We start from the raw sequence: 21,364 nt of genomic DNA on the forward strand, positions 1-21,364 counted from the left end.
ACAGATGATAAAAGCATGTATTTTTGATCTCGATGGAACGCTTGCAAATACATTAGAATCCATGGCATATGTGGCAAATGAGATTCTGGAAAAAATGGAACTGACACCGCAGCCGGTGCAAAATTTTAAATATTACAGCGGTGAAGGTGCAGATATGCTGATCAGGCGATGCCTGAAAGATGCAGGTGATCCGGAACTGACACATTATGATAAGTGTCGAAGCCTCTACAGAGAGAAATTTGATGCAGATCCACTATATAAGGTTGTTCCATATGATGGAATTATGGAAACACTGAAAAAATTGAAAAGTCATGGAATGAAGCTGGCAGTCTGCTCAAATAAACCACATGTGGCAGCAGTAAAAGTAATTTCACAGATGTTTGACGGATATTTTGATCTTGTGATTGGACAGAGCGATGCGATACGCAGAAAACCTGCACCGGATGGCCCGTTAAAGGCAGCACAGGAGTTTGGAGTGACACCGTCAGAATGTATGTATGTGGGAGATACCAAAACAGACATGGAAACCGGAAATGCAGCCAAGATGCATACGGTAGGGGTACTATGGGGATTCCGCGACCGCCGGGAACTTGAAAGTAACGGTGCAGAAGTAATTGCAGAAAAACCGCAGGATTTACTGAAGATATGTGAGGAATGGAAAAATGATTAAGTTGGTTGCGAGTGACCTGGATGGAACGTTATTAATGAAAGGTGCGCAGGGCCTTCCAGAGGATATTTTTCCACTGATCAGACAGTTAAAAGAGTTAGGGATACTTTTTGTAGCTGCAAGTGGACGCCAATATGCCAACATGAAAAAAATGTTTGCTCCGGTAGCAGATGATATGGCTTTTATCTGTGAAAATGGTGGGCTGGCAGTTTATCATGAAAATGTAATGTATCAGAATTATTTTGATCAGAATCTGGTCAGAGAAATTGCAGAGTGTATTTATAACAGGAAAGGATCAGAATTTACCTGTTCAACCAAAGATTTCTACTATATAAAACCAAAGACAGAACATTTTCGTGACCTTATGCTTCATGTGGTTGGAAATGTCTGCATGGAAATTCAGAGCTTTGATGAAATAAAAGAACCATGCATGAAACTGGCAGTATATGAGCAGGGCGGACTGCAGGAGGACACTATTTACTACTGGAGAGAGCATTTTGGTGATAAATGTACAGTTGTAACTTCTGGGACAGCATGGGTGGATTTTATTCCTTTTACTACAAATAAGGCGAGAGGACTGGACGAATATCAGAAAATTCTGAATGTTAAACCAGAAGAATGTATTACATTCGGAGATGAGTATAATGACATTGATATGCTGAAATCAGTTCCATATGGTTTTGCGATGGCACATGCGAAACCGGGAGTAAAAGAAGCGGCAGCATATGAAACAGATAGAGTACAGACGATATTAAAAAAGCTGATCAAAGCAAAAGGAAATATAGAGGAGGTGTTGGAATCGTGTATTCAAAAGAAGCAGTAGAGGTTTTCTTAAAAGATCAGAGCAGACTTTATGATGAACCGGTCGCAGAGACATCGGAGGAAGCTCTGGAATTTCTGGAAGACTGTATGGCGGTAGAAGTGGAAAATATCAAAGAAGTCAGAGCGTATCTGGATGAGGCAGGTGCTGATGTCAGTGGAATGACTGATGAGGATCTGGAAGAAGCGTGTGAGGTATTTACATTGCCATCCGGTGGATATCTGATTGTAGAAGCCTGAGATTTGAAAATCTGAAAACAAAAGAAATATTGTGGAAATATCCCTGTCCGGTAATGAATGGATGGGGATATTTTATGTCCGTAAAATAAAAAAACGGTCATCCGGGAAATATTAACAGAGTGTAAAACATAAATTACATCCGTAAAAAATGCTGTGGTATAATTCTTTACAGAAGAAGGGCAGAATGCCCCACATAAAGATAAAATAATATAAGACGTAATTTCAGATCGCTTATAAAAAGAGACTAAAAGGAGGGTGTGTTATGCGGAAAGAGAGAGTTCTTGCAGTTATTATGTCAGTGCTTATGGCATTATCTATGCTTCCCATAACCGTATTTGCGGCAGAGACGACCGCTTTGAACGGAAAACTGAATATTCAGGGAATCGCAGCAGAAGGAAAGACTCTGAGTGCCGATTTTAAAGAAGTTAATACTGAGGGAATGACAGAGGATGATGTCACTTATCTCTGGTCCAGAAAGACGTTTGATGACGAGGCAGCGGAAAATGCAGGGGAAACTCCTGAATTGAAAGAGCTGGGCAAAGAGAAGACTTATACAGTAACACAGGAAGATATCGGTTCCAAGATCGTGCTGACAATTACCGGCAAAGAAGAAAACGGTTATAGCGGCACACTGACAGTAACTTCTGATGAAGTGGTTGATGCTGAGAGCGGAGCTGCACTTGAAGCTGCAGCAGAGGCACAGAAAGAGGATGCTTCCGAAGAAACAGGAGAAGATCAGACAACTGATGAGGAGAGTACCGACGATCAGCAGGACAATGCAGATAGTACCGAGGATATAGACGCTGCGGGCACAGAAACGGTAGATGAGATACCACCTGCGACTTCTGATGATCAGCAGACAGAGGGACAGGTGACAGAAGAACAGCCGGAGCAGACTGGTGAGATCCAGGAAGTACCGACAGAGGATACGTTGGTAAAGGATGACCAGATGGAAGACAATCAGCTGACGCAGGCGGATGATTCTGCTGAGGGAGAAGATAAGGCCGGTACTGAAACGGTAGATGGAATTCCGCCGGCAACTTCCGATGATACCTATCCGGCAGAGGATGGAAATAACGGAACGACAGAAGATCCATCGAACGAGAATCCATCAAATGAAGAGCCGTCAAACAAAGATTCATCAAACGAAGAGCCGTCAAATGAGAATCCGAGTCAGGTAACCGCAGATCAGATTACAATCGGAGAAAAAGACAGCCTTACACCAGATTTCTCTTTTGTACAGGGCTATACGACAGATGATGCTACAGCAGCGCAGAAGACAGTAACATTTACAAATAATAGTGATACAGCAGTGGCTCTTTCTGTTACTGTATCAGGTGATGAGAATCAGGCAGCAACGGCGGTTTGGGCTGAGCAGACAGACGCGCAGACGAACACAGTTACAGTGGATCCGGGTGCATCAGCAACACTTACGATTACACCGGTAACCGGACTTGGCGCAAATGCGAATCCATATCAGCAGACATTTACGGTCAATAATGTCAATGATCCGGCAGCGATGATAGCTACAATCACTGCTACTGTGACGGTACAGGATATTTCACATGACCTTACCCCGAATCCGAATGAGCCTCTGGACTTTGCAACTGCAAAGAAGGGTTATTCTGCAGTTGATGCGAAGACGATCACTTATATAAATAACGGAAATGTACCAGAGACAGTAATTATGCCGGTGAGTCAGAGTGGAAATTATGAGATCACTACAGAAGATTCTCTGACACTGGCGCCGAATGGAGAAGGCAGAATCACATTTTCCGTACGTCCTAAGGCAGGTCTGGCAGTCGGCAGCTATACAGAAACGATTAAAGTAGCAACAAAAAGCGGATTTGAAGCAACAACTCCGATTTCTGTAGCGTTTCAGGTGATTAAAGATACCGCGACCATTACGAAGATTCAGCAGCCAGCGGCTGTCAGTGGACTTCCGAACGGAACCGAGAAAAGTGCTTCTTCATTGAATCTTCCATCCGCAGTTGTGATTGAAACAACAGCAGGCAATATGAAAGCGGCTGTTTCCTGGAATGTGAAAGGGTCTTCCTACAGACAGTCAGCAACAGAGGAACAGAACTTCACCGTATCAGGAACGATTACTCTTCCGGACGGTGTAGACAATGACAATAATCTGAATCTGGCGACATCTATAGATGTCAATGTAAAGGCATATAGTCCGAAAATCGCATCTGCCGAAAATAATATAATCACCGGAATTGATTACAATGGTGTATATACGACGCAGTCAAAGATTTCCTTTACGGCAGTAGGTGCCGGAATGGATAATACATCTCCGCGTAATGGAGACACACGTTATGAACCGAAGTCATGGACTGTACTCAATAATACTCTGGGATGGGATGCGGCACCGTATACAGCATCTTTTGGTCTGGCAAAGAGTGGAGACTACACATTAAAAGTTAATTTTGAACAGCAGAAGTACGATGGTAATTCCTGGCAGCCGACTAATACAACAGATACACGTCAGGTATCATTTTCTGTTACGAAAGCTAATGTAACAGCTCCGGGCGCTGATCTGACACCGGCAATCAGCAGGACAGGCGCCGTGAAGACAGGAGATAGTACGCAGATTCTTCCGTTTATATGTATTCTGATTATTGCAGCCGGAGCAATAGGCGGAGTTGTGTTTTACAAAAAGAAAAATAAAAACAAATAAATAAAAAAGTTTTTTGTTAGCACTCATTTTAAATGAGTGCTAATTTTTTCTTGACTTTTGGAAAAAAGGGGATTAGTATATAAAAAGATGAAAAAACGAATTTAAGGAGTGTGGATAATATGGCTGAAAAGCATGGAAATTTATCAATCAACAGTGAAAATATTTTCCCGATCATTAAGAAATGGCTGTATTCTGACCATGACATTTTTGTTCGAGAACTTGTATCCAATGGATGTGATGCAATCACAAAATTAAAAAAACTGGAAGTAATGGGTGAATATACATTTGCAGATGATTACAAACCTGCAGTACAGGTTGTAGTTGATTCAGATGCTAAAACCCTGAAATTCATTGATAACGGTATTGGTATGACTGCCGATGAGGTAGAAGAATACATTACACAGATTGCATTCTCCGGAGCAACTGAGTTTCTTGAGAAGTATAAAGATAAAACAACAGATGACCAGATGATCGGTCATTTTGGTCTCGGTTTCTATTCTGCATTTATGGTAGCTGATGAAGTTCACATTGATACGCTTTCTTTCAAAGAAGGTGCTGCACCAGTTCACTGGACCTGTGACGGCGGTACAGAATATGATATGAAAGATGGTGACCGTACAACAGTCGGAACTGAAATCACACTGTTTCTGAATGATGAAAGCCTGGAATTCTGTAATGAATACCGTATGCGTGAGGTTATCGAGAAATATTGTTCTTTCATGCCGGTAAATATTTATCTTTCCAAAGCAAATGCAGAACAGGAATACGAAACAATTGATGAAGCGGATCTGAAAGATGACGATGTTGTCGTTGAACATATTCATGAAGATGCAAAGACAGAAGAGAAAGAGAACGACAAAGGCGAAAAAGAAGTTGTCGAAGTTTCTCCTGCAAGAGACCGCGTAAAGATCAACAAACGTCCTGTTTCCTTAAGTGATCCGAATCCACTGTGGATGAAACACCCGAACGAATGCACTGATGAAGATTATAAAGAATTTTATCGTAAAGTATTTATGGATTACAAGGAACCACTGTTCTGGATTCATCTGAACATGGACTACCCGTTCAACCTGAAAGGTATTCTGTATTTCCCGAAGATAAATACAGAGTATGATTCCATTGAAGGAACCATCAAATTATATAACAACCAGGTATTTATCGCGGACAACATCAAAGAGGTAATTCCGGAATTCCTGCTTCTTCTGAAGGGTGTGATCGATTGTCCGGATCTGCCGCTGAATGTTTCCAGAAGTGCACTTCAGAATGATGGGTTTGTTCAGAAAATTTCTGAATACATTTCCAAGAAGGTTGCCGACAAGCTGACCGGTATGTGCAAGACCGACCGCGAATCTTATGAGAAATACTGGGATGATATCAGCCCGTTTATCAAATTCGGCTGTATCAAAGACAGCAAGTTTGCTGAGAAACTGCATGATTATATTCTCTTTAAAGATATCGACAACAAGTATCTGACGCTGAAAGACTGCATCGAACAGAATAAGAAAGCAGACACAGAAGAAAAGACTGAGGATACAGAAAAAACAGAAGATACCGAGAAGAAAGACGAAACCAAAGAACCAGAGAAAACCACGATCTTCTATGTAACAGATGCTGTACAGCAGAGTCAGTACATCAATATGTTCAGAGAAGCCGGAAAGAATGCAGTGATCCTTTCTCATAACATTGATACGACATTTATTTCTCATCTGGAGCAGAAAGATCAGACGATCCAGTTCAAGAGAATTGATGCTGATGTAACGGAAGAACTGAAAGGAGAGGACGCAGCTGACGAAGAAACAGCAAAAACTCTGACAGAACTTTTCCGTAAGAGCCTTGGCATGGATAAGCTGGAAGTAAAGGTTGAGAATCTGAAAAATGAATCGGTTGCTGCTATGATGACACTTTCTGAAGAAAGTCGTCGTATGCAGGATATGATGAAGATGTACAATATGTACGGCATGGATCCGAGTATGTTTGGTGGTCAGGAGACACTGGTACTGAATGTAAGTCATCCACTTGTTAAATATCTTGCTGAGAATCAGAAATCTGCTCATGCAGAAATGATTTGCCAGCAGCTTTATGATCTGGCAATGCTGAGTCATAAACAGCTTTCACCGGATGAAATGACAAAATTTGTACAGAGAAGCAATGAAATTCTGATGCTTCTTACAAAATAAAAACATCAGATATATGCGTAATTTATAAAAATAAGAAACATGTAAGCAAAGATTATTATAAAGTTCCCAAATACGGTTTCAGAGACGGTATTTGGGAACTTTTTTCGACAAAAAATCAATGCTTGACAACAAAAGGCAAATCGAATATGCTGATGCGTACATGGTATTAAAAACAAAGGTTTTTAGTTGAAAAAAGTAGGGTTCTCTCTGAAAATGTCGTTTTTTCTCGAACTTGAACGAGTTTGGTATGCAAAAGAAAAATAGAAAGATTTTGTCGTATAATAATGACAAAACAGGAAAAGGCGGAGGGAGAGCACATGAGAAAAGTATATAGACTGATCAGACAGCTGGGTATGACTTCAAAATATAAAGGCTATTATTATGTGGCAGAAGCAGTGATGATGTCTATGGAGCTTCAGGATTATCCGATTAAGATTACAAAAGATATTTATCCACATCTGGCTAAGAAGTTCAAATCAACACCGGTCAATATAGAACATGATATTCGCACAGTGATCAACGTCTGCTGGACAGCAAATAAGGAAACAATGGATCGGATAGCCGGTTATCCACTGAGATACAGACCGACGAACAGTGAGTTCGTAGATATGCTGGCATATTATCTGGTGCAGACAGAGTATGAAGAGGAAGAAGAACAAAATCCCCTGATAGGCGATCCGCAATTTAAAGCCTGTCAAAATTTATCTGGCGGGATCTGAAATAATCAGTAATAAAGGAATCCCAGATAAATTCCGGTGATTTGTCCAGAAGAAAGCCGTCTGAGGAAATTCCGGATGTACAGAACAATTCATGGTTTTTGTACTGTAGATTCAGATTCAGACCACGGATGGCAGGGTCAGTGATCACATCGGAAAATGCAGGAAGAATCTGCGTTAACTGAGAGGAATTTAACTGAAATGTAATTCGAAAATGCAGAGGCGGAAGCTTGCCTCGAATAATAGAGTAGCAATAAGATTTCAATTCTTTCCATGGACAGTAGAGAGCACTCTGAACGGAGGGCTGTTTACTGTCACTGTCAAAAAAATCTCTGTGGAGTGTCCCGTCAATCATAAAACTGCAAAAAGTTGTGATCGAAGCATCTACAAGAGAAAAATCGTCGAAAGTCTGGCCGATCAGAAGCTGATTCATAAAATTTTTAACGTCATTTATTTTGAGTACAAGCATTTTTTTTACTCCCCTGAATTAATGTAGCTTCTATTATAAATCAGAAAGAAAAAAAAGAATAGAGTTTTTCGAAAAAGTCTTTTCAAACATGTGGCTATATGTTAATATAGATGTGGTATTCGATACTACATATTATGGAAAAGAGGACGATATATTTGAGCTATAAAATTGTTATAGATAGTTGTGGGGAATTACTTGATGAATGGAAGCAGGATCCACGCTTTGAGTCAGTCGCTTTGATATTGAGCGTAGATGGTGTAAATATTATAGATGATGAAACATTTGATCAGGCCGATTTTTTGAAAAGGGTTGCAGAGTGTCCGGAATGTCCAAAATCTGCATGTCCGTCACCAGAGCGTTATATGCGTGCATTTGACTGTGAGGCAGAACATGTATATGCAGTAACACTTTCGGCAGAGTTGAGCGGATCGTACAACAGTGCTGTCCTTGGCAAAAATCTTCTGCAGGAAGATCATCCGGACAGACAGATTCACATCTTTAATTCGAAATCTGCATCAGTAGGTCAGACTCTGATTGCAATGAAAATTCAGGAGTGTGAAGAAGCCGGTTTTCCATTTGATAAAGTCATTGAGACGGTTGAGGAATATATTGAACAGCAGCATACGTTCTTTGTATTGGACAATCTGGAGACACTTCGTAAAAACGGAAGACTCAGCAAGGTGAAAGCGCTTGTGGCAAGTGCACTCAAGATCAAACCGGTCATGGGATCTACAGAAGAAGGTGCAATCTGTCAGCTTGATCAGGCAAGAGGAATGAACAAAGCACTGGTTAAGATGGCACAGATAATCGTGGAGAAGACTGCTGACAGCGGACAGAAGACTCTTGCAATTTCTCATTGCAATTGCCATGAAAGAGCAATTTTGTTAAAGAATGCGCTGGAAGAGCGGATGCCGATGAAAAAGATTGTGATTCTGGATACCGCAGGTGTCAGCAGCATGTATGCGAATGATGGCGGTGTGATCGTAGCGGTGTGAAGATCCTGTGAACAACGACTGTATAAGCGGTAAAGATGCTTCACTTTTTAATGATAGTGTGATATAATGGCAAAAGCATGAGCTTATACAGTAAAGGAGATTCTTGATATGAGTCAGAAGAAAGTAGATAACTACAGAGCAGGCAAGTATGGACGTTCCAAAGCCTCCAGAAAGGAAAGAATCATCGACAAACTGGAAATCCTTGCATGGATTGCTATCTGCGTTGCGATGGTTGGCTGGATCGGATTTTCTGCCTACGCTAAAATTGAAGCAAAAGAAGCATCTACAGTGACAGAGACAGTTATGGATACTTCAGCAATCGACAATTATGTTTCAGGCCTTTCGTCTGATGCAGAGTAAATGAGATAATAAAAAACCCCGGGAGCCCCGGGGTTTTTTATTTGAAGGTTATGAAACCTGAAGTATCAGATGTTAATTATAATTTTGTAACGTTAGCAGCCTGCATTCCGCGAGCGCCTTCTGTTAAATCATAAGTTACTGCCTGTCCTTCGTCCAGTGATTTGAATCCTTCACCATTGATTGCAGAAAAATGTACGAATACGTCAGCGCCATCCTCTCCTGTGATGAAGCCATAGCCTTTTTCTGCGTTGAACCATTTTACAGTTCCCTTGTTCATGATGTTACCTCCATAAAAATAAAAAGTTAAATGTCCATCTGACGAAAAAATCACCAGATTTTAGAGACTATATCGTTGGGTAATATATAATCTCTAAAAACTAGTGATTTTATATTAAGGTACTTTTCGTCTATGAATGAATTATAGACCGAGGGTATGAAAATGTCAAGGTCAATATGTAAAAAACACTTTATTAAATCGCCCTTTTCGTGTATGATATTGGTGATAATGTATATAAAACTATAGAATATAAATCATCAGGAGGAAGCAGTTATGATTAACAAGCTTATTGAAAAAATCCGTAAAACCAATGCACCGATCGTTGTAGGACTTGATCCGATGCTGAACTATATTCCGAAACATATTCAGGAAAAGGCATTTGTGGAGTTTGGTGAGACTCTGGAAGGAGCAGCAGAAGCAATCTGGCAGTTCAATAAAGGAATCGTTGATGCAACATATGATCTTATTCCCGCTGTGAAGCCGCAGATTGCCATGTATGAACAGTTTGGAATTCCGGGATTGCAGGCATACAAAAAGACTGTAGATTACTGTAAATCCAAAGATCTTGTTGTGATTGGTGATATCAAACGTGGTGATATCGGTTCTACATCCGCAGCGTATGCAGTCGGACATCTCGGACATGTACAGGTTGGTTCTAAGAAATATGCAGGATTTGATGAGGACTTTGCAACACTGAATCCATACATGGGATCTGACAGTATCAAACCGTTTATCGAAGTATGTAAAGAAGAAAATAAAGGTCTGTTTATTCTTGTTAAAACTTCTAATCCGTCCAGTGGAGAGTTCCAGGATCGCCTGATCGACGGACGTCCGCTGTACGAATGGGTTGGCGAAAAGGTTGCTGAGTGGGGAGAAGACCACATGGGTAAAGAATATAGTTATGTAGGTGCTGTAGTTGGCGCTACTTATCCGGAAATGGGCAAAGTGCTTCGTAAACTGATGCCTAAGACGTTTATTCTTGTACCGGGATACGGTGCACAGGGGGGAAAAGGTGCTGACCTTGTTCATTTCTTCAATGAAGATGGACTCGGTGCAATCGTAAACTCTTCCAGAGGAATCATTGCTGCATACAAACAGGAGGCTTACGCAGAATTTGGTGAGCTCAATTATGCAGATGCATCCCGTAAGGCTGTAGAAGCGATGATCGCAGATATCGACGGTGCATTACAGAACCGTTAATTGAGGGCAGGAGGAGACAGATGAGTACAAAGACAAAAGAAAATCTGACTGTTGTCAGTCAGGAAGAAATAGGCAAAGATATTTTCAGCCTCTGGCTGCAGACAGATCAAATGGCACAGTATGCACGGCCGGGACAGTTCCTTTCTTTATATACAGGGAATTCCAGTAAATTACTTCCGAGACCGATCAGTATCTGTGAGATTGATAAAGAAACCAGCCGAATCCGTCTGGTTTACCGTGTGACCGGCAAAAATACCGGTACAGAAGCATTTTCAAAGATGCAGCCGGGTGACAAGATCGAAGCACTTGGACCGCTTGGAAATGGCTTTCCGCTCGAAGAAGCTGAAGGCAAAAAAGTATTTCTGATCGGCGGCGGTATCGGTATTCCTCCAATGCTGGAGACTGCCAAACAGTTAAATGCAAAGAAAACAGCTGTTCTCGGTTACAGAGATGAATTGTTCTTGAATGAAGAATTTGCAAAATATACAGATGTTTATGTTGCAACGGAAGACGGAAGCTCAGGAACAAAGGGGAATGTTCTGAATGCAATTCAGGAAAAAGCGCTGGAAGCAGATGTGATCTTTGCCTGCGGACCGACTCCGATGCTTCGTGCATTGAAGGAATATGCAGCTGCAAATCATATTACTTGCTGGATTTCCATGGAAGAAAGAATGGCATGTGGAATTGGTGCATGTCTGGCATGCGTCTGCAAATCAAAAGACATCGATGCGCATTCTCAGGTACATAACAAACGCGTCTGCAAGGACGGACCGGTATTCTTAAGTACGGAGGTGGAGTTATGATCAATACAAAGGTAACTCTTGCAGGAGTTGAATTAAAAAATCCTGTAATGACTGCTTCCGGTACATTTGGTTCCGGAGCCGAATACAGTGAGTTTGTAGATCTGAACAAACTTGGCGGTGTTGTGACAAAAGGTGTTGCAAATGTGCCGTGGCCGGGTAATCCCACACCAAGGGTGACAGAGACAGCCAGCGGTATGTTGAATGCTATTGGACTTCAGAATCCGGGAATTGATCTTTTCTGCAAAAGAGACATCCCGTTTTTGAAACAGTACGATACAAAGATTATCGTTAATGTATGTGGGAAAAGCACTGAAGATTACTGTGAAGTGGTGGAAAGACTGGCAGATGAACCGGTAGATCTTCTGGAGATCAATGTATCCTGTCCAAATGTCAAAGAAGGCGGAATTGCCTTTGGGCAGAATCCGCATGCGCTTGAAGCAATCACAAAAGAAGTTAAGAAATATGCAAAACAGCCGATCATTATGAAACTCAGTCCGAATGTAACTGATATTACAGAGATGGCGAAGGCAGCAGAAGCTGGTGGTGCGGATATTTTATCCCTGATCAATACGCTGACCGGTATGAAGATTGACATTTACAGAAGAACATTTGCACTTGCAAATAAGACCGGAGGTATGTCCGGCCCGGCAGTGAAACCAGTTGCTGTCCGTATGGTTTATCAGGTGGCACAGGCAGTTGGCCTTCCGATTATCGGAATGGGAGGTATTGCAACAGCAGAGGATGCGCTCGAGTTTATTATGGCCGGTGCGACTGCGGTTTCTGTAGGTACTGCGAATTTCTTTAATCCTTATGCGACGGTTGAAATTGCAGAAGGAATTGAGAAGTTTATGGTACAGCAGAAGGTTGAAGATATTAGCCAGATTATTGGGATTGTGAAGTAAATAAAAACAGACGAAAAATAAGAGAATTGAGAAGTATATAAGACAGCAGGCAAAGCGGAAAAGCTTTTTCTGCTGTCTTGTAATGAGAAAGGAAATAGATTGAGCAAAGACAGGACAAATGATATGACAGTCGGAAACCCGGTAAGACTGATTATTCAGTTTATGATACCGATGTTTCTCGGCAATGTTTTTCAGCAGTTTTATAATATAGTAGATTCTATTGTTGCGGGGCAGTTTATTGGAGTAGATGCACTTGCGGCAATTGGAAGTACCGGATCTTTGATGTTTTTTGTGACGGGGTGGCTGAATGGCCTGAGCAGTGGTTTTGCTATTATCGTTGCGCAGAGATTTGGCGCAAAAAAATACGAAGATATGAGACATTTTGTGGCAATGTCAATCTATCTGATGATGGGGTTTGCGGTGGCAATGACCATTGGATTTCTTGTGTTTAATATTCCAATCTTACGATTGATGAATTCACCAGCAGAACTTATGGATGATGTTGCCGGATATATGGGAATTATTTATGCGGGACTTCTTGTAACTGCAGCGTATAATACTTTGGCTGCATTTTTACGTGCCCTTGGTGATTCTAAATCTCCGTTGTATTTTCTGGTTATTTCAGCAGGAATCAACGTTGTACTTGATGTTGTATTGATTCGTTTTGCCGGAATGGGGGTAGAAGGCTGTGCATATGCGACAGTCATCGCGCAGGCCGTTTCTGCAATTTGTTGTCTCATATATATTATAAAGCGTTATCCGATTCTTCACCTGAAAAAGGAAAATTTCAGACTTCAACAGGGCAGTTTTGGAAGACTTCTTTCACTTGGAATACCAATGGGACTGCAGTTTTCTATTACTGCAATTGGTACGATTATTGTGCAGAGTGCGGTAAATATTTATGGAGCAACATATATGGCCGGTTTTTCGGCTGCAGGTAAGATACAGAATATCATTGGCATGGTTGCTGTTTCCATGGGAGCTACTATTGCAACTTATGTCGGTCAGAATCGTGGTGCAGATCGGATGGATCGTGTAAAACAGGGAGTAAAATATTCCTGGATCATGCTTCTGATCTGGAGTGGGATTGAAATGTTATTGGTTTACTTTGGCGGAAAATATTTTACTTATCTCTTTATCAGCCCATCACAGACAGACGTTATACAGGTTTCTGTAACATATTTCCGTACAGTTTTCTGGGCATATCCGTTTCTGTGTACAATTTTTGTCTTTCGAAATGCTCTTCAGGGAATGGGGTATGGATTAGTTCCTATGCTCGGAGGTGTATTTGAACTGGTAGCGAGAGCAGCAATTGTGTTACTGGTTGCAGGACGGACCAGCTTTGCCGGAGTTTGTCTTGCGGATCCGATGGCATGGATCGCTGCGCTTATTCCGCTGATTCCGTACTATTTTTATGTTATGAAATATAGACAAAATAGAGCTTATAATATAAAATAATTACAGTTACATTGAAAGGACAGGAGAAAATACGACGAAGAATATCAAAAATGAATGGAGGAGTCATATGAAAAAGAAAAAAGGTTGTATTTTATTGTTGATGGCATTATTCTGCTGTATTCTGTTTACAACATCTGCACAGGCTGCAGTCAGGAAAAACCGATTTGTAAAAAGCAGTTACGGAAATGTTTATTATTACAATGCGCAGGGCAAGCGAGTAAAAGGTCTTGTAACAATCAGAGGCAGAAAGTACTACTTTGATTCAAGAGGCGTTCAGAGAAACGGCTGGCGTTATATCAGAGGAAGATATTATTACTTCCGCCAGACAAGCGGCGCTGGTGCATATATGCTGAAATCTACGAAAGTAAATTCTATCAGTTTGCGGAGAAATGGAAGTGCATACTACAACAGTCAGCAGCTCCGAAAACTTAAACTGATGGTTCTGGCCAGCTCCGAAGTGGACAGATGCACAAATAACAAAATGACGAAAGCACAAAAGCTCAGAGCAGCTTTCAAAAGGGCAGTATCCTATGGGTATGGTGCTGATACAAACTTTTACAGTGCTTCTGACTGGGATATACATTATGGTGAAATTATGCTTTACAGAAAAAGAGCAGACTGTTTCGGATTTGGCTGCGCATTTGCATATCTTGCAAATGCAGTAGGATACAGGGCATATGCAGTATCTTCCGGAGGCCATGGATGGGCAGAGGTCGATGGCAGAGTCTATGATCCGGACTGGGCAAAAGTGACTGGGAAAGTAAATCTGTACTGTGGTATGAATTATAATGTGACAGGACCGGGAATCCCATATTATAAAGGAAACCGGTTATATGTAAAGAGAATATAAGTATGATAAAGAGCATTCCTGCGGAAGTTGTTATTTTCGCAGGAATGTGTTAAAATGAGCCAATATGGAGGATAAAACTATGGAACAGTACAAACAGGAATTTATTGAATTTATGGTTGACAGCCAGGTGCTTAAATTTGGCGAATTTACATTGAAAAGCGGAAGAAAATCTCCGTTCTTTATGAATGCCGGCGGATATGTGACCGGATCTCAGTTAAAAAAACTTGGCGAATATTATGCAAAAGCAATCCACGCAAAATATGGTGATGATTTTGACGTACTCTTCGGACCGGCATATAAGGGTATTCCGCTCAGCGTTGTAACTGCAATCGCATTCAGCGAACTGTACGGAAAAGAAATTCGTTATTGTTCTGACCGTAAAGAAGAAAAGGATCATGGTGCAGATAAGGGAAGTTTCCTTGGAAGCAAGCTGAAAGACGGTGATCGTGTTGTCATGATCGAGGATGTTACCACATCCGGTAAGTCCATGGAAGAAACCGTTCCGAAGGTAAAAGGTGCAGCAGATGTTGAAATCGTCGGTCTGATGGTATCTCTTGACCGTATGGAAGTCGGCAAGGGCGGTGTGAAATGCGCACTTGATGAAGTACACGATCTCTATGGATTTGAGACAAATGCGATCGTTACCATGGCAGAAGTCATTGAACATTTGTACAACAAAGAATACAAAGGACAGATCATTATTGACGATGAACTCAAGAAGGCAATTGATGCATATTACAGTCAGTATGGGGCAAAATAATACGATCTGCTCCGGTAAAATCAGAGAGTCAGTTATATGAGGAGGCTTTGCCGTGAACGAAAAAATATATAAAACGATGAGCAGAACAGGAGCATGCAGCATTGCAGTAGGAATCGTTACACTGGTTACCGGTATTACTGCAGGTGTTTTGATGATTGTCAGTGGAAGCAGACTGTTAAAAAGAAAATCAGATATTCTGATCTGATGCCGGGCAGGGAGAAACATTGAAAGACAGTACAAAACGTAAAATAAAGCATATTGGTGTCATGCTTTTTCTTCTGTATGTGCTGCTGCTTGTATATTTTCTGTTCTTTTTCGAGGAATACGGAAGAGTAGCAGCAGAAGAAAGGGCGTATCGATATAATCTGATTCCGTTTCTGGAGATCCGCAGATTCTGGATATACAGAGAACAGCTTGGCATGCTGGCGGTAGTTTCCAACATATTTGGAAATGTGATCGGGTTTATTCCATATGGATTTATACTTCCGGTTATTGCACATAAATGCCGTAGCGGATTTTTTATTATATTGTCAGGATTTTCACTGAGTCTTGTGGTTGAGGTAGTACAGCTTGTGACAAAGGTAGGGTGTTTTGACGTGGATGATTTGATATTAAATACGCTTGGGGCGGCAATCGGTTATGGAATATTTGCTGTCTGTAATTACCTGAGGAGAAGACACTATGGCAAAAAGATATAGATATGCAATCATAAAGAAGAAAGAAGCAAAAAAAGGGAAGCTGTCAGTGGGACTGGCAATTGCTTCCCTGCTTCTGTTTGGGGCGGCAGTTGGCACTGCTTATGCACTCGAAGGCAGTTACGGATTTATTGTAGGAGGAATCTGTCTCTTTGCCACGCTGCTGTCTGTATATGGATTCCTGATGGGAATCGCAAGTTTTTCGGAAGAAAACTGTAACCACCGTACCAGCATTGTAGGAACGATTCTGAGCGGAGTTTTTCTTGTAGGCTGGCTGCTCTTTTTCCTGATGGGAGTTTAAATTATGATGGAACGATTAGAAAAACAGATGGAATTTATTCTGGAAGTGGATAAAGTAAAGAAAATTGTCCGACAGACGTATCTGTCAGATGCAAGCCGAAAGGAGAATGATGCAGAACATTCGTGGCATCTTGCACTGATGGCGGTTCTGCTGAAAGAATATTCGAATGAGGAGGTTGATCTTGCGAAGGTCATTCCGATGGTGCTGATCCACGACCTTGTGGAAATTGATGCAGGGGATACCTACGCATACGATGAAGCAGGAGCAGAGACGAAGCGGGAATGTGAAACGAAAGCAGCCGACCGGATCTTCGGATTGCTTCCAGGCGATCAGGGAACATGGTTTCGGGAACTCTGGGAGGAATTTGAAGCATACGAAACAGCGGAGGCGAAATTTGCCCATGTTCTGGACAATGCACAGCCACTTCTTCTCAATGATGCATCAAACGGACGAAGCTGGGCAGAACATGGCGTGCACAAAAGTCAGATTTACAAAAGAAATGAGCATACTTCCGAGGGTTCGAGGGAAATCTGGGAGTATATGAAAAAGCTGGTAGATAAGCATATTCAGCTTGGACATGTGATTGATGACTGAGAATAAAGGAGAAAATAAATTGGACGAATTGCTGAAAGAGAGATATGAACTCGCAAAAGGCAGACTTTCGGAAATCTGTACAGAAACAGTGGTGGAAGAGAACTTTCTGGACTTTTTTCACAAAGAGGCTGCTTTTCTTTTAAAGACAGGTGAGATCCTGGAAAGAGACCAGAAAGATTTTTCCATGGTGGAACTTCAGAGCGAAAACAGCAGCCTTTATGAAGAACTTTTTCCGGAAAATTACGGACAATGCTATGGAAATCCTGCATATGCAGCCCGGAAACTTGGAGAATACGGGAAAGCCTTTTCTTTTCTTTATACAGAACTGAGGGGTACGATTGCCTATGCATATGAAAAAAAATACTGGGATTATACCGTTGCGGTAGAATTATTTCTGGAAATATATGCTGCATTTGAAGGTGAAGAAAAGCCCTCTGTAAAAAGTACAGAGGATATTTTGCGCTCCTATGTCAATGATTATTGCCAGGATATGATGGAACAACGAATCGCAGAGGGTGTAGATACGTCGCTTGATTTTGCTGTACGCATCATTATGGATTCTGACCTTACCGATTTGCGTTACCTGTATCAGTATGGAGAATATATTTCTGTAAATGAGACAGGAGTGGCAGAATTTTTGAACAGACTCTCCGAAGAACAGATCAACAATATGGCAAGAACTTATACAGAGGGATACCGCATCGGATTTATCAATGGAAGAAAAGATATCACGAAGAAAAAATCAGTCAATATCCGATATAATCTTGGATTTGAGAGAATGGTCCGTGCAGCAATCATTCAATTCCGTGAGATGGGACTGGAACCGGTGATATACCGTCATGCGACACATGCAGTCAATAAGAGAGGTACTGCTCGCATTGGCTTTACCGGAGGAAATCCGAATCCACAGTTTGACTATGATCACAGGCAGGATCAGGCTCTGTTTATGGACAGCGATTTTGTACAGCGCAAACTGCGCTCCATGCAGAATGCCTATGAGACGTATAAGAATCAGGCGGCTGTCCACGGAGGACCGGCATGCATTGAAACATTTGGTGAAGAACCGTTTTCACCTGTAACGACACCGGAAGCATGGGCTTTGACGGAAACACAGCAGAAACTGCAGGTTGAGCTTGATAATGAATCCGGTCAGATCGTGAACCGCTATATAAAGGGTGATGAGAGAAGCTTTACGATCATTGCTTATCCGGTGCCGGAGATTGGGGCGGATTTCCCGGAGATCTTTGAAGAGATCGTAAAAATCAATACACTGGATTATAAACTGTACGAGCGGATCCAGCAGACGATTATAGAGACGCTGGATACCTGTCAGTGGGTAGAAATTAAGGGAAAAGATGATAATGAGACTGATCTGATCATTCATCTGCATGAACTTGACGATATCAAAAAACAGACAAATTTTGAAAACTGTGTGGCAGATGTGAATATTCCGGTGGGGGAAGTGTTTACGTCCCCTGTTCTCGCAGGAACCGGCGGAATCCTTCATGTAAAGAAGGTTTATCTGAACGGACTGCAGTTTAAAGACCTGAGACTTGTGTTTGACTGTGGTCAGGTGATCGATTACTCCTGTGCGAATTTTGAAACGGAAGAAGAAAACCGTGCTTATATTGAGGATAATATTCTTCATCATCATCCGAAGATTCCGATGGGGGAATTTGCAATCGGCACAAACACAACTGTATATATGGCAGCCGAAAAGTACGGCATTGCCGACAAACTTCCGATCCTGATCGCAGAAAAAATGGGCCCGCATTTTGCTGTGGGAGATACCTGTTACAGTTGGGCGGAGGACACACCGGTGTTCAATCCGGACGGAAGAGAGATTATCGCGAGAGACAATGAAATTTCCATTCTGCGAAAAGAAGACATCAGTCTGGCGTATTATGGATGCCATACAGATATCACGATTCCTTATGAAGAGCTGGGAAGTATCCGTGTGATTGACGAAGATGGAGAAGGTGTTTCTATTATTGAAAACGGTCGTTTTGTTCTGCAGGGAACCGAAGAATTGAATATTCCTTTTGACCGGTAAAGGCAGATTTTTTCTGGCGGGTGAACTTTTTATACAAAAAGAGTTTGCTCGCCAAAATATTTCTTTTCTGTAATTTTGTTGACACAATTTTAGAATCTTAGTAGAATCAACCTGAGATGTAAGAAAAAACGAGGAGGCCACCAACCAATGAAAAAAGTAGGAATTGTAATGGGAAGCGACTCAGATATGCCGGTTATGAGTAAGGCAGCGGCAATTCTTGACAAGCTGGGCGTTGAATACGAAATGAAAATTATTTCTGCACACAGAGAACCGGATGTGTTCTTTGAATATGCAAAAACAGCAGAAGAAAAGGGATTCAAGGTAATTATTGCAGGAGCGGGGATGGCAGCACATCTTCCGGGAATGTGCGCAGCAATCTTTCCGATGCCGGTAATCGGTATTCCGATGCATACCACTTCTCTTGGAGGAAGAGATTCTCTGTATTCAATCGTACAGATGCCGTCAGGTATTCCGGTAGCAACTGTAGCTATCAACGGCGGTGCAAATGCAGGACTTCTTGCAGCGAAGATCCTTGCAACATCAGATCCGGAACTTCTTGATAGATTGAAAGCATACAGTCAGGAACTGAAAGAACAGGTTGAGGCAAAAGATGCCAGATTACAGGAAGTCGGATATCAGGCTTACTAATTAAAAAAGGTGGAGGACCAGAAGAGTATGGATTACAAAAAAGCAGGTGTGGATATTGAAGCAGGCTACAGATCAGTAGAGTTAATGAAGAAACATATTGCAAAGACTATGAGACCGGAAGTTCTGGGAGGAATCGGTGGATTCTCCGGTGCATTTTCCATGAATGCATTTAAAGATATGGAAGAACCGACACTGGTATCAGGAACTGACGGATGTGGTACGAAAGTAAAACTTGCTATGCTTATGGACAAACATGACACCATCGGAATTGATGCGGTAGCTATGTGTGTGAATGATATTGCATGTGCAGGCGCTGAACCGTTATTTTTCTTGGACTATATTGCATGCGGTAAAAACTATCCGGAAAAAATCGCTGAGATCGTAAGCGGTGTGGCTGAGGGATGTGTACAGTCCGGAGCAGCTCTGATCGGTGGTGAGACCGCAGAACATCCGGGACTTATGCCGGAAGATGAATATGATCTGGCTGGATTTGCTGTAGGGGTGATTGACAAGAAAGACCTTCTTACCGGCAAAGAACTGAAGGCAGGAGATGTCCTGATCGGTATGGCGTCTACAGGTGTTCACAGCAATGGATTTTCACTTGTCCGTAAAGTTTTTGAGATGACAAAAGAATCTCTGGATACATATTATGAAGAGCTGGGAACAACTCTTGGCGAGGCACTGATCGCTCCGACAAGAATTTATGTGAAAGCACTTAAGAGCATCAAGGATGCAGGTGTACGCATTCATGCATGCAGTCATATCACAGGCGGCGGATTTTATGAAAATGTTCCGCGTATGCTGAATGAGGGAACAAGAGCCATTATTGAAAAAGACAGCTATCCGGTACTTCCGATTTTTGACCTCCTTGCAAAGACGGGTAATATCGAAGAAAAAATGATGTACAATACATTTAACATGGGACTTGGTATGGTTCTGGCAGTGGACCCGTCGGATGTTGACAAGACTATGGCAGCTATTCGCGAAGCAGGCGATACACCATATGTTGTAGGCCGTATTGAGGACGGAGAAAAGGGAGTAACCTTATGTTAAGAGTCGGGGTTCTGGTATCAGGAGGAGGAACGAATCTGCAGGCAATCATGGATGCTGTTGACAGCGGAAAGATCACCAATGCAGAAATCAGTCTGGTAGTCAGTAACAATCCAGGTGCATATGCATTAAATCGCGCAGAGAGCCGGGGCATCCCGGCTAAGTGCATTTCTCCGAAAACCTTCGAAAACAGAGAAGAATTTCATAAAGCACTTTTACTGGAATTACAGGAAAATAAAATAGACCTTGTGGTGCTGGCAGGTTTCCTTGTTGCCATTCCACCGATGATCGTGGAGGCTTATCCCAGCAGAATCATCAACATTCATCCATCCCTGATTCCGTCTTTTTGTGGCGTGGGATTTTATGGACTGCATGTGCATGAAGGTGTGCTTGCAAGAGGAGTAAAAGTCACGGGGGCAACCGTTCATTTTGTGGATACCGGGACAGATACAGGTCCGATCATTCTTCAGAAAGCAGTAGAAGTACGTCAGGGAGATACACCTGAGGTGCTTCAACGTCGTGTCATGGAAGAAGCGGAGTGGAAGATTCTTCCAAAAGCAATCGATCTGATTGCAAATAATAAGGTGTCCGTACAGAATGGAAAAGTTTGTATTGAAAATGAATAAGGTCTTTGCTAAAGGAGG

24 protein-coding genes are annotated in these 21,364 nt (G+C 41.9%); 22 read left to right on the top strand and 2 right to left on the bottom strand.

The window, feature by feature from the left end; translation table 11 throughout:
* The first annotated feature begins 4 nt into the window (after nucleotides 1–4).
* The 6 genes from DWW86_RS05155 (at nucleotide 5) to DWW86_RS05180 (ending at nucleotide 7,308) form a co-directional block, all read left to right on the top strand.
* Nucleotides 5–670: an HAD family hydrolase gene (locus DWW86_RS05155; RefSeq protein ID WP_117942468.1), complete on the top strand. Its 666-nt coding sequence runs from the start codon at nucleotides 5–7 to the stop codon at nucleotides 668–670.
* Nucleotides 663–1,490 carry an HAD family hydrolase gene (locus DWW86_RS05160; RefSeq protein ID WP_117942469.1) on the top strand — a complete coding sequence of 276 codons (828 nt, stop codon included), beginning with the start codon at nucleotides 663–665 and terminating at the stop codon, nucleotides 1,488–1,490. The genes DWW86_RS05155 and DWW86_RS05160 overlap by 8 nt, the downstream gene beginning before the upstream one ends.
* Nucleotides 1,469–1,726 (top strand): glyoxalase, encoded by a 258-nt coding sequence (locus DWW86_RS05165; protein WP_117942470.1) that lies wholly within the window; start codon nucleotides 1,469–1,471, stop codon nucleotides 1,724–1,726. The genes DWW86_RS05160 and DWW86_RS05165 overlap by 22 nt, the downstream gene beginning before the upstream one ends.
* Before the next feature lie 262 nt (nucleotides 1,727–1,988).
* Nucleotides 1,989–4,412 carry a hypothetical protein gene (locus DWW86_RS17300; RefSeq protein WP_286187643.1) on the top strand — a complete coding sequence of 808 codons (2,424 nt, stop codon included), beginning with the start codon at nucleotides 1,989–1,991 and terminating at the stop codon, nucleotides 4,410–4,412.
* Between the two features lie 119 nt (nucleotides 4,413–4,531).
* Nucleotides 4,532–6,589, top strand: a complete 2,058-nt coding sequence (htpG, locus tag DWW86_RS05175) for a molecular chaperone HtpG (protein ID WP_117942471.1) — start codon at nucleotides 4,532–4,534, stop codon at nucleotides 6,587–6,589.
* Between the two features lie 317 nt (nucleotides 6,590–6,906).
* Nucleotides 6,907–7,308 carry a sporulation initiation factor Spo0A C-terminal domain-containing protein gene (locus DWW86_RS05180; RefSeq protein ID WP_227195811.1) on the top strand — a complete coding sequence of 134 codons (402 nt, stop codon included), beginning with the start codon at nucleotides 6,907–6,909 and terminating at the stop codon, nucleotides 7,306–7,308.
* Here DWW86_RS05180 and DWW86_RS05185 read toward each other — a convergent pair.
* On the bottom strand, nucleotides 7,274–7,774 hold the full coding sequence (locus DWW86_RS05185; RefSeq protein WP_072523279.1) for a DUF5721 family protein: 501 nt from the start codon (nucleotides 7,772–7,774) through the stop codon (nucleotides 7,274–7,276). The genes DWW86_RS05180 and DWW86_RS05185 overlap by 35 nt on opposite strands.
* 155 nt (nucleotides 7,775–7,929) lie before the next feature.
* On the opposite strand from DWW86_RS05185, the gene DWW86_RS05190 reads away from it, so the two are divergent.
* Nucleotides 7,930–8,769: a DegV family protein gene (locus tag DWW86_RS05190; RefSeq protein WP_072523280.1), complete on the top strand. Its 840-nt coding sequence runs from the start codon at nucleotides 7,930–7,932 to the stop codon at nucleotides 8,767–8,769.
* A 108-nt stretch (nucleotides 8,770–8,877) separates the two neighbouring features.
* Nucleotides 8,878–9,129 (top strand): hypothetical protein, encoded by a 252-nt coding sequence (locus DWW86_RS05195; RefSeq protein ID WP_072523281.1) that lies wholly within the window; start codon nucleotides 8,878–8,880, stop codon nucleotides 9,127–9,129.
* Nucleotides 9,130–9,205: 76 nt separating this feature from the next.
* On the opposite strand, the gene DWW86_RS05200 is transcribed toward DWW86_RS05195, so the two are convergent.
* On the bottom strand, nucleotides 9,206–9,406 hold the full coding sequence (locus DWW86_RS05200) for a cold-shock protein (protein ID WP_005425201.1): 201 nt from the start codon (nucleotides 9,404–9,406) through the stop codon (nucleotides 9,206–9,208).
* A 273-nt stretch (nucleotides 9,407–9,679) separates the two neighbouring features.
* On the opposite strand from DWW86_RS05200, the gene pyrF reads away from it, so the two are divergent.
* The 14 genes from pyrF to purN all read left to right on the top strand — a co-directional run bounded on the left by pyrF (nucleotide 9,680) and on the right by purN (nucleotide 21,346).
* Nucleotides 9,680–10,606, top strand: coding sequence for an orotidine-5'-phosphate decarboxylase (pyrF, locus tag DWW86_RS05205; RefSeq protein WP_072523282.1), 927 nt, complete (start codon nucleotides 9,680–9,682; stop codon nucleotides 10,604–10,606).
* 20 nt (nucleotides 10,607–10,626) lie between these two features.
* Nucleotides 10,627–11,409: a dihydroorotate dehydrogenase electron transfer subunit gene (locus DWW86_RS05210; RefSeq protein ID WP_072523283.1), complete on the top strand. Its 783-nt coding sequence runs from the start codon at nucleotides 10,627–10,629 to the stop codon at nucleotides 11,407–11,409.
* Nucleotides 11,409–12,311 (top strand): dihydroorotate dehydrogenase, encoded by a 903-nt coding sequence (locus tag DWW86_RS05215; RefSeq protein WP_353652677.1) that lies wholly within the window; start codon nucleotides 11,409–11,411, stop codon nucleotides 12,309–12,311. Before DWW86_RS05210 ends, DWW86_RS05215 begins: the two co-directional genes overlap by 1 nt.
* 99 nt (nucleotides 12,312–12,410) lie before the next feature.
* Nucleotides 12,411–13,769: an MATE family efflux transporter gene (locus DWW86_RS05220; RefSeq protein ID WP_331475013.1), complete on the top strand. Its 1,359-nt coding sequence runs from the start codon at nucleotides 12,411–12,413 to the stop codon at nucleotides 13,767–13,769.
* Nucleotides 13,770–13,836: 67 nt separating this feature from the next.
* Nucleotides 13,837–14,619: a hypothetical protein gene (locus tag DWW86_RS05225; RefSeq protein ID WP_117942473.1), complete on the top strand. Its 783-nt coding sequence runs from the start codon at nucleotides 13,837–13,839 to the stop codon at nucleotides 14,617–14,619.
* A 79-nt stretch (nucleotides 14,620–14,698) separates the two neighbouring features.
* Complete coding sequence (gene pyrE, locus DWW86_RS05230; protein WP_117942474.1) at nucleotides 14,699–15,379, top strand: orotate phosphoribosyltransferase; 681 nt, start codon at nucleotides 14,699–14,701, stop codon at nucleotides 15,377–15,379.
* A gap of 52 nt (nucleotides 15,380–15,431) precedes the next feature.
* Nucleotides 15,432–15,584, top strand: coding sequence for a hypothetical protein (locus DWW86_RS17105; protein WP_181985308.1), 153 nt, complete (start codon nucleotides 15,432–15,434; stop codon nucleotides 15,582–15,584).
* Between the two features lie 19 nt (nucleotides 15,585–15,603).
* Nucleotides 15,604–16,077, top strand: a complete 474-nt coding sequence (locus DWW86_RS05235; protein ID WP_227195809.1) for a VanZ family protein — start codon at nucleotides 15,604–15,606, stop codon at nucleotides 16,075–16,077.
* Entirely contained in the window at nucleotides 16,061–16,375 is a 315-nt protein-coding gene (locus tag DWW86_RS05240) for a hypothetical protein (protein WP_072523288.1), read from the top strand. Before DWW86_RS05235 ends, DWW86_RS05240 begins: the two co-directional genes overlap by 17 nt.
* A gap of 3 nt (nucleotides 16,376–16,378) precedes the next feature.
* Nucleotides 16,379–16,969, top strand: coding sequence for an HD domain-containing protein (locus DWW86_RS05245; RefSeq protein ID WP_117942475.1), 591 nt, complete (start codon nucleotides 16,379–16,381; stop codon nucleotides 16,967–16,969).
* On the top strand, nucleotides 16,962–19,022 hold the full coding sequence (locus DWW86_RS05250; RefSeq protein ID WP_117942476.1) for an aminopeptidase: 2,061 nt from the start codon (nucleotides 16,962–16,964) through the stop codon (nucleotides 19,020–19,022). Before DWW86_RS05245 ends, DWW86_RS05250 begins: the two co-directional genes overlap by 8 nt.
* Before the next feature lie 147 nt (nucleotides 19,023–19,169).
* Nucleotides 19,170–19,670: a 5-(carboxyamino)imidazole ribonucleotide mutase gene (gene purE, locus DWW86_RS05255; protein ID WP_015541377.1), complete on the top strand. Its 501-nt coding sequence runs from the start codon at nucleotides 19,170–19,172 to the stop codon at nucleotides 19,668–19,670.
* A gap of 27 nt (nucleotides 19,671–19,697) precedes the next feature.
* Entirely contained in the window at nucleotides 19,698–20,723 is a 1,026-nt protein-coding gene (purM, locus tag DWW86_RS05260) for a phosphoribosylformylglycinamidine cyclo-ligase (protein WP_072523290.1), read from the top strand.
* Nucleotides 20,717–21,346 carry a phosphoribosylglycinamide formyltransferase gene (purN, locus tag DWW86_RS05265; RefSeq protein WP_072523291.1) on the top strand — a complete coding sequence of 210 codons (630 nt, stop codon included), beginning with the start codon at nucleotides 20,717–20,719 and terminating at the stop codon, nucleotides 21,344–21,346. The genes purM and purN overlap by 7 nt, the downstream gene beginning before the upstream one ends.
* The last annotated feature ends 18 nt before the right edge of the window (nucleotides 21,347–21,364 follow it).

This window comes from Ruminococcus sp. AF17-22AC, assembly GCF_003460065.1.
In the GTDB taxonomy this organism is placed as follows: domain Bacteria; phylum Bacillota; class Clostridia; order Lachnospirales; family Lachnospiraceae; genus Blautia_A.

Bases quoted from the DNA above. Each gene is read 5' to 3' on its own strand.
- DWW86_RS05155 (WP_117942468.1), top strand. From the start codon at position 5: ATGATAAAAGCATGTATTTTTGATCTCGATGGAACGCTTGCAAATACA.
- DWW86_RS05160 (WP_117942469.1), top strand. From the start codon at position 663: ATGATTAAGTTGGTTGCGAGTGACCTGGATGGAACGTTATTAATGAAA.
- DWW86_RS17300 (WP_286187643.1), top strand. From the start codon at position 1,989: ATGCGGAAAGAGAGAGTTCTTGCAGTTATTATGTCAGTGCTTATGGCA.
- htpG (WP_117942471.1), top strand. From the start codon at position 4,532: ATGGCTGAAAAGCATGGAAATTTATCAATCAACAGTGAAAATATTTTC.
- DWW86_RS05180 (WP_227195811.1), top strand. From the start codon at position 6,907: ATGAGAAAAGTATATAGACTGATCAGACAGCTGGGTATGACTTCAAAA.
- DWW86_RS05185 (WP_072523279.1), bottom strand. From the start codon at position 7,774: ATGCTTGTACTCAAAATAAATGACGTTAAAAATTTTATGAATCAGCTT.
- DWW86_RS05195 (WP_072523281.1), top strand. From the start codon at position 8,878: ATGAGTCAGAAGAAAGTAGATAACTACAGAGCAGGCAAGTATGGACGT.
- DWW86_RS05200 (WP_005425201.1), bottom strand. From the start codon at position 9,406: ATGAACAAGGGAACTGTAAAATGGTTCAACGCAGAAAAAGGCTATGGC.
- pyrF (WP_072523282.1), top strand. From the start codon at position 9,680: ATGATTAACAAGCTTATTGAAAAAATCCGTAAAACCAATGCACCGATC.
- DWW86_RS05210 (WP_072523283.1), top strand. From the start codon at position 10,627: ATGAGTACAAAGACAAAAGAAAATCTGACTGTTGTCAGTCAGGAAGAA.
- DWW86_RS05225 (WP_117942473.1), top strand. From the start codon at position 13,837: ATGAAAAAGAAAAAAGGTTGTATTTTATTGTTGATGGCATTATTCTGC.
- pyrE (WP_117942474.1), top strand. From the start codon at position 14,699: ATGGAACAGTACAAACAGGAATTTATTGAATTTATGGTTGACAGCCAG.
- DWW86_RS05240 (WP_072523288.1), top strand. From the start codon at position 16,061: ATGGCAAAAAGATATAGATATGCAATCATAAAGAAGAAAGAAGCAAAA.
- DWW86_RS05245 (WP_117942475.1), top strand. From the start codon at position 16,379: ATGATGGAACGATTAGAAAAACAGATGGAATTTATTCTGGAAGTGGAT.
- DWW86_RS05250 (WP_117942476.1), top strand. From the start codon at position 16,962: ATGACTGAGAATAAAGGAGAAAATAAATTGGACGAATTGCTGAAAGAG.
- purE (WP_015541377.1), top strand. From the start codon at position 19,170: ATGAAAAAAGTAGGAATTGTAATGGGAAGCGACTCAGATATGCCGGTT.
- purM (WP_072523290.1), top strand. From the start codon at position 19,698: ATGGATTACAAAAAAGCAGGTGTGGATATTGAAGCAGGCTACAGATCA.
- purN (WP_072523291.1), top strand. From the start codon at position 20,717: ATGTTAAGAGTCGGGGTTCTGGTATCAGGAGGAGGAACGAATCTGCAG.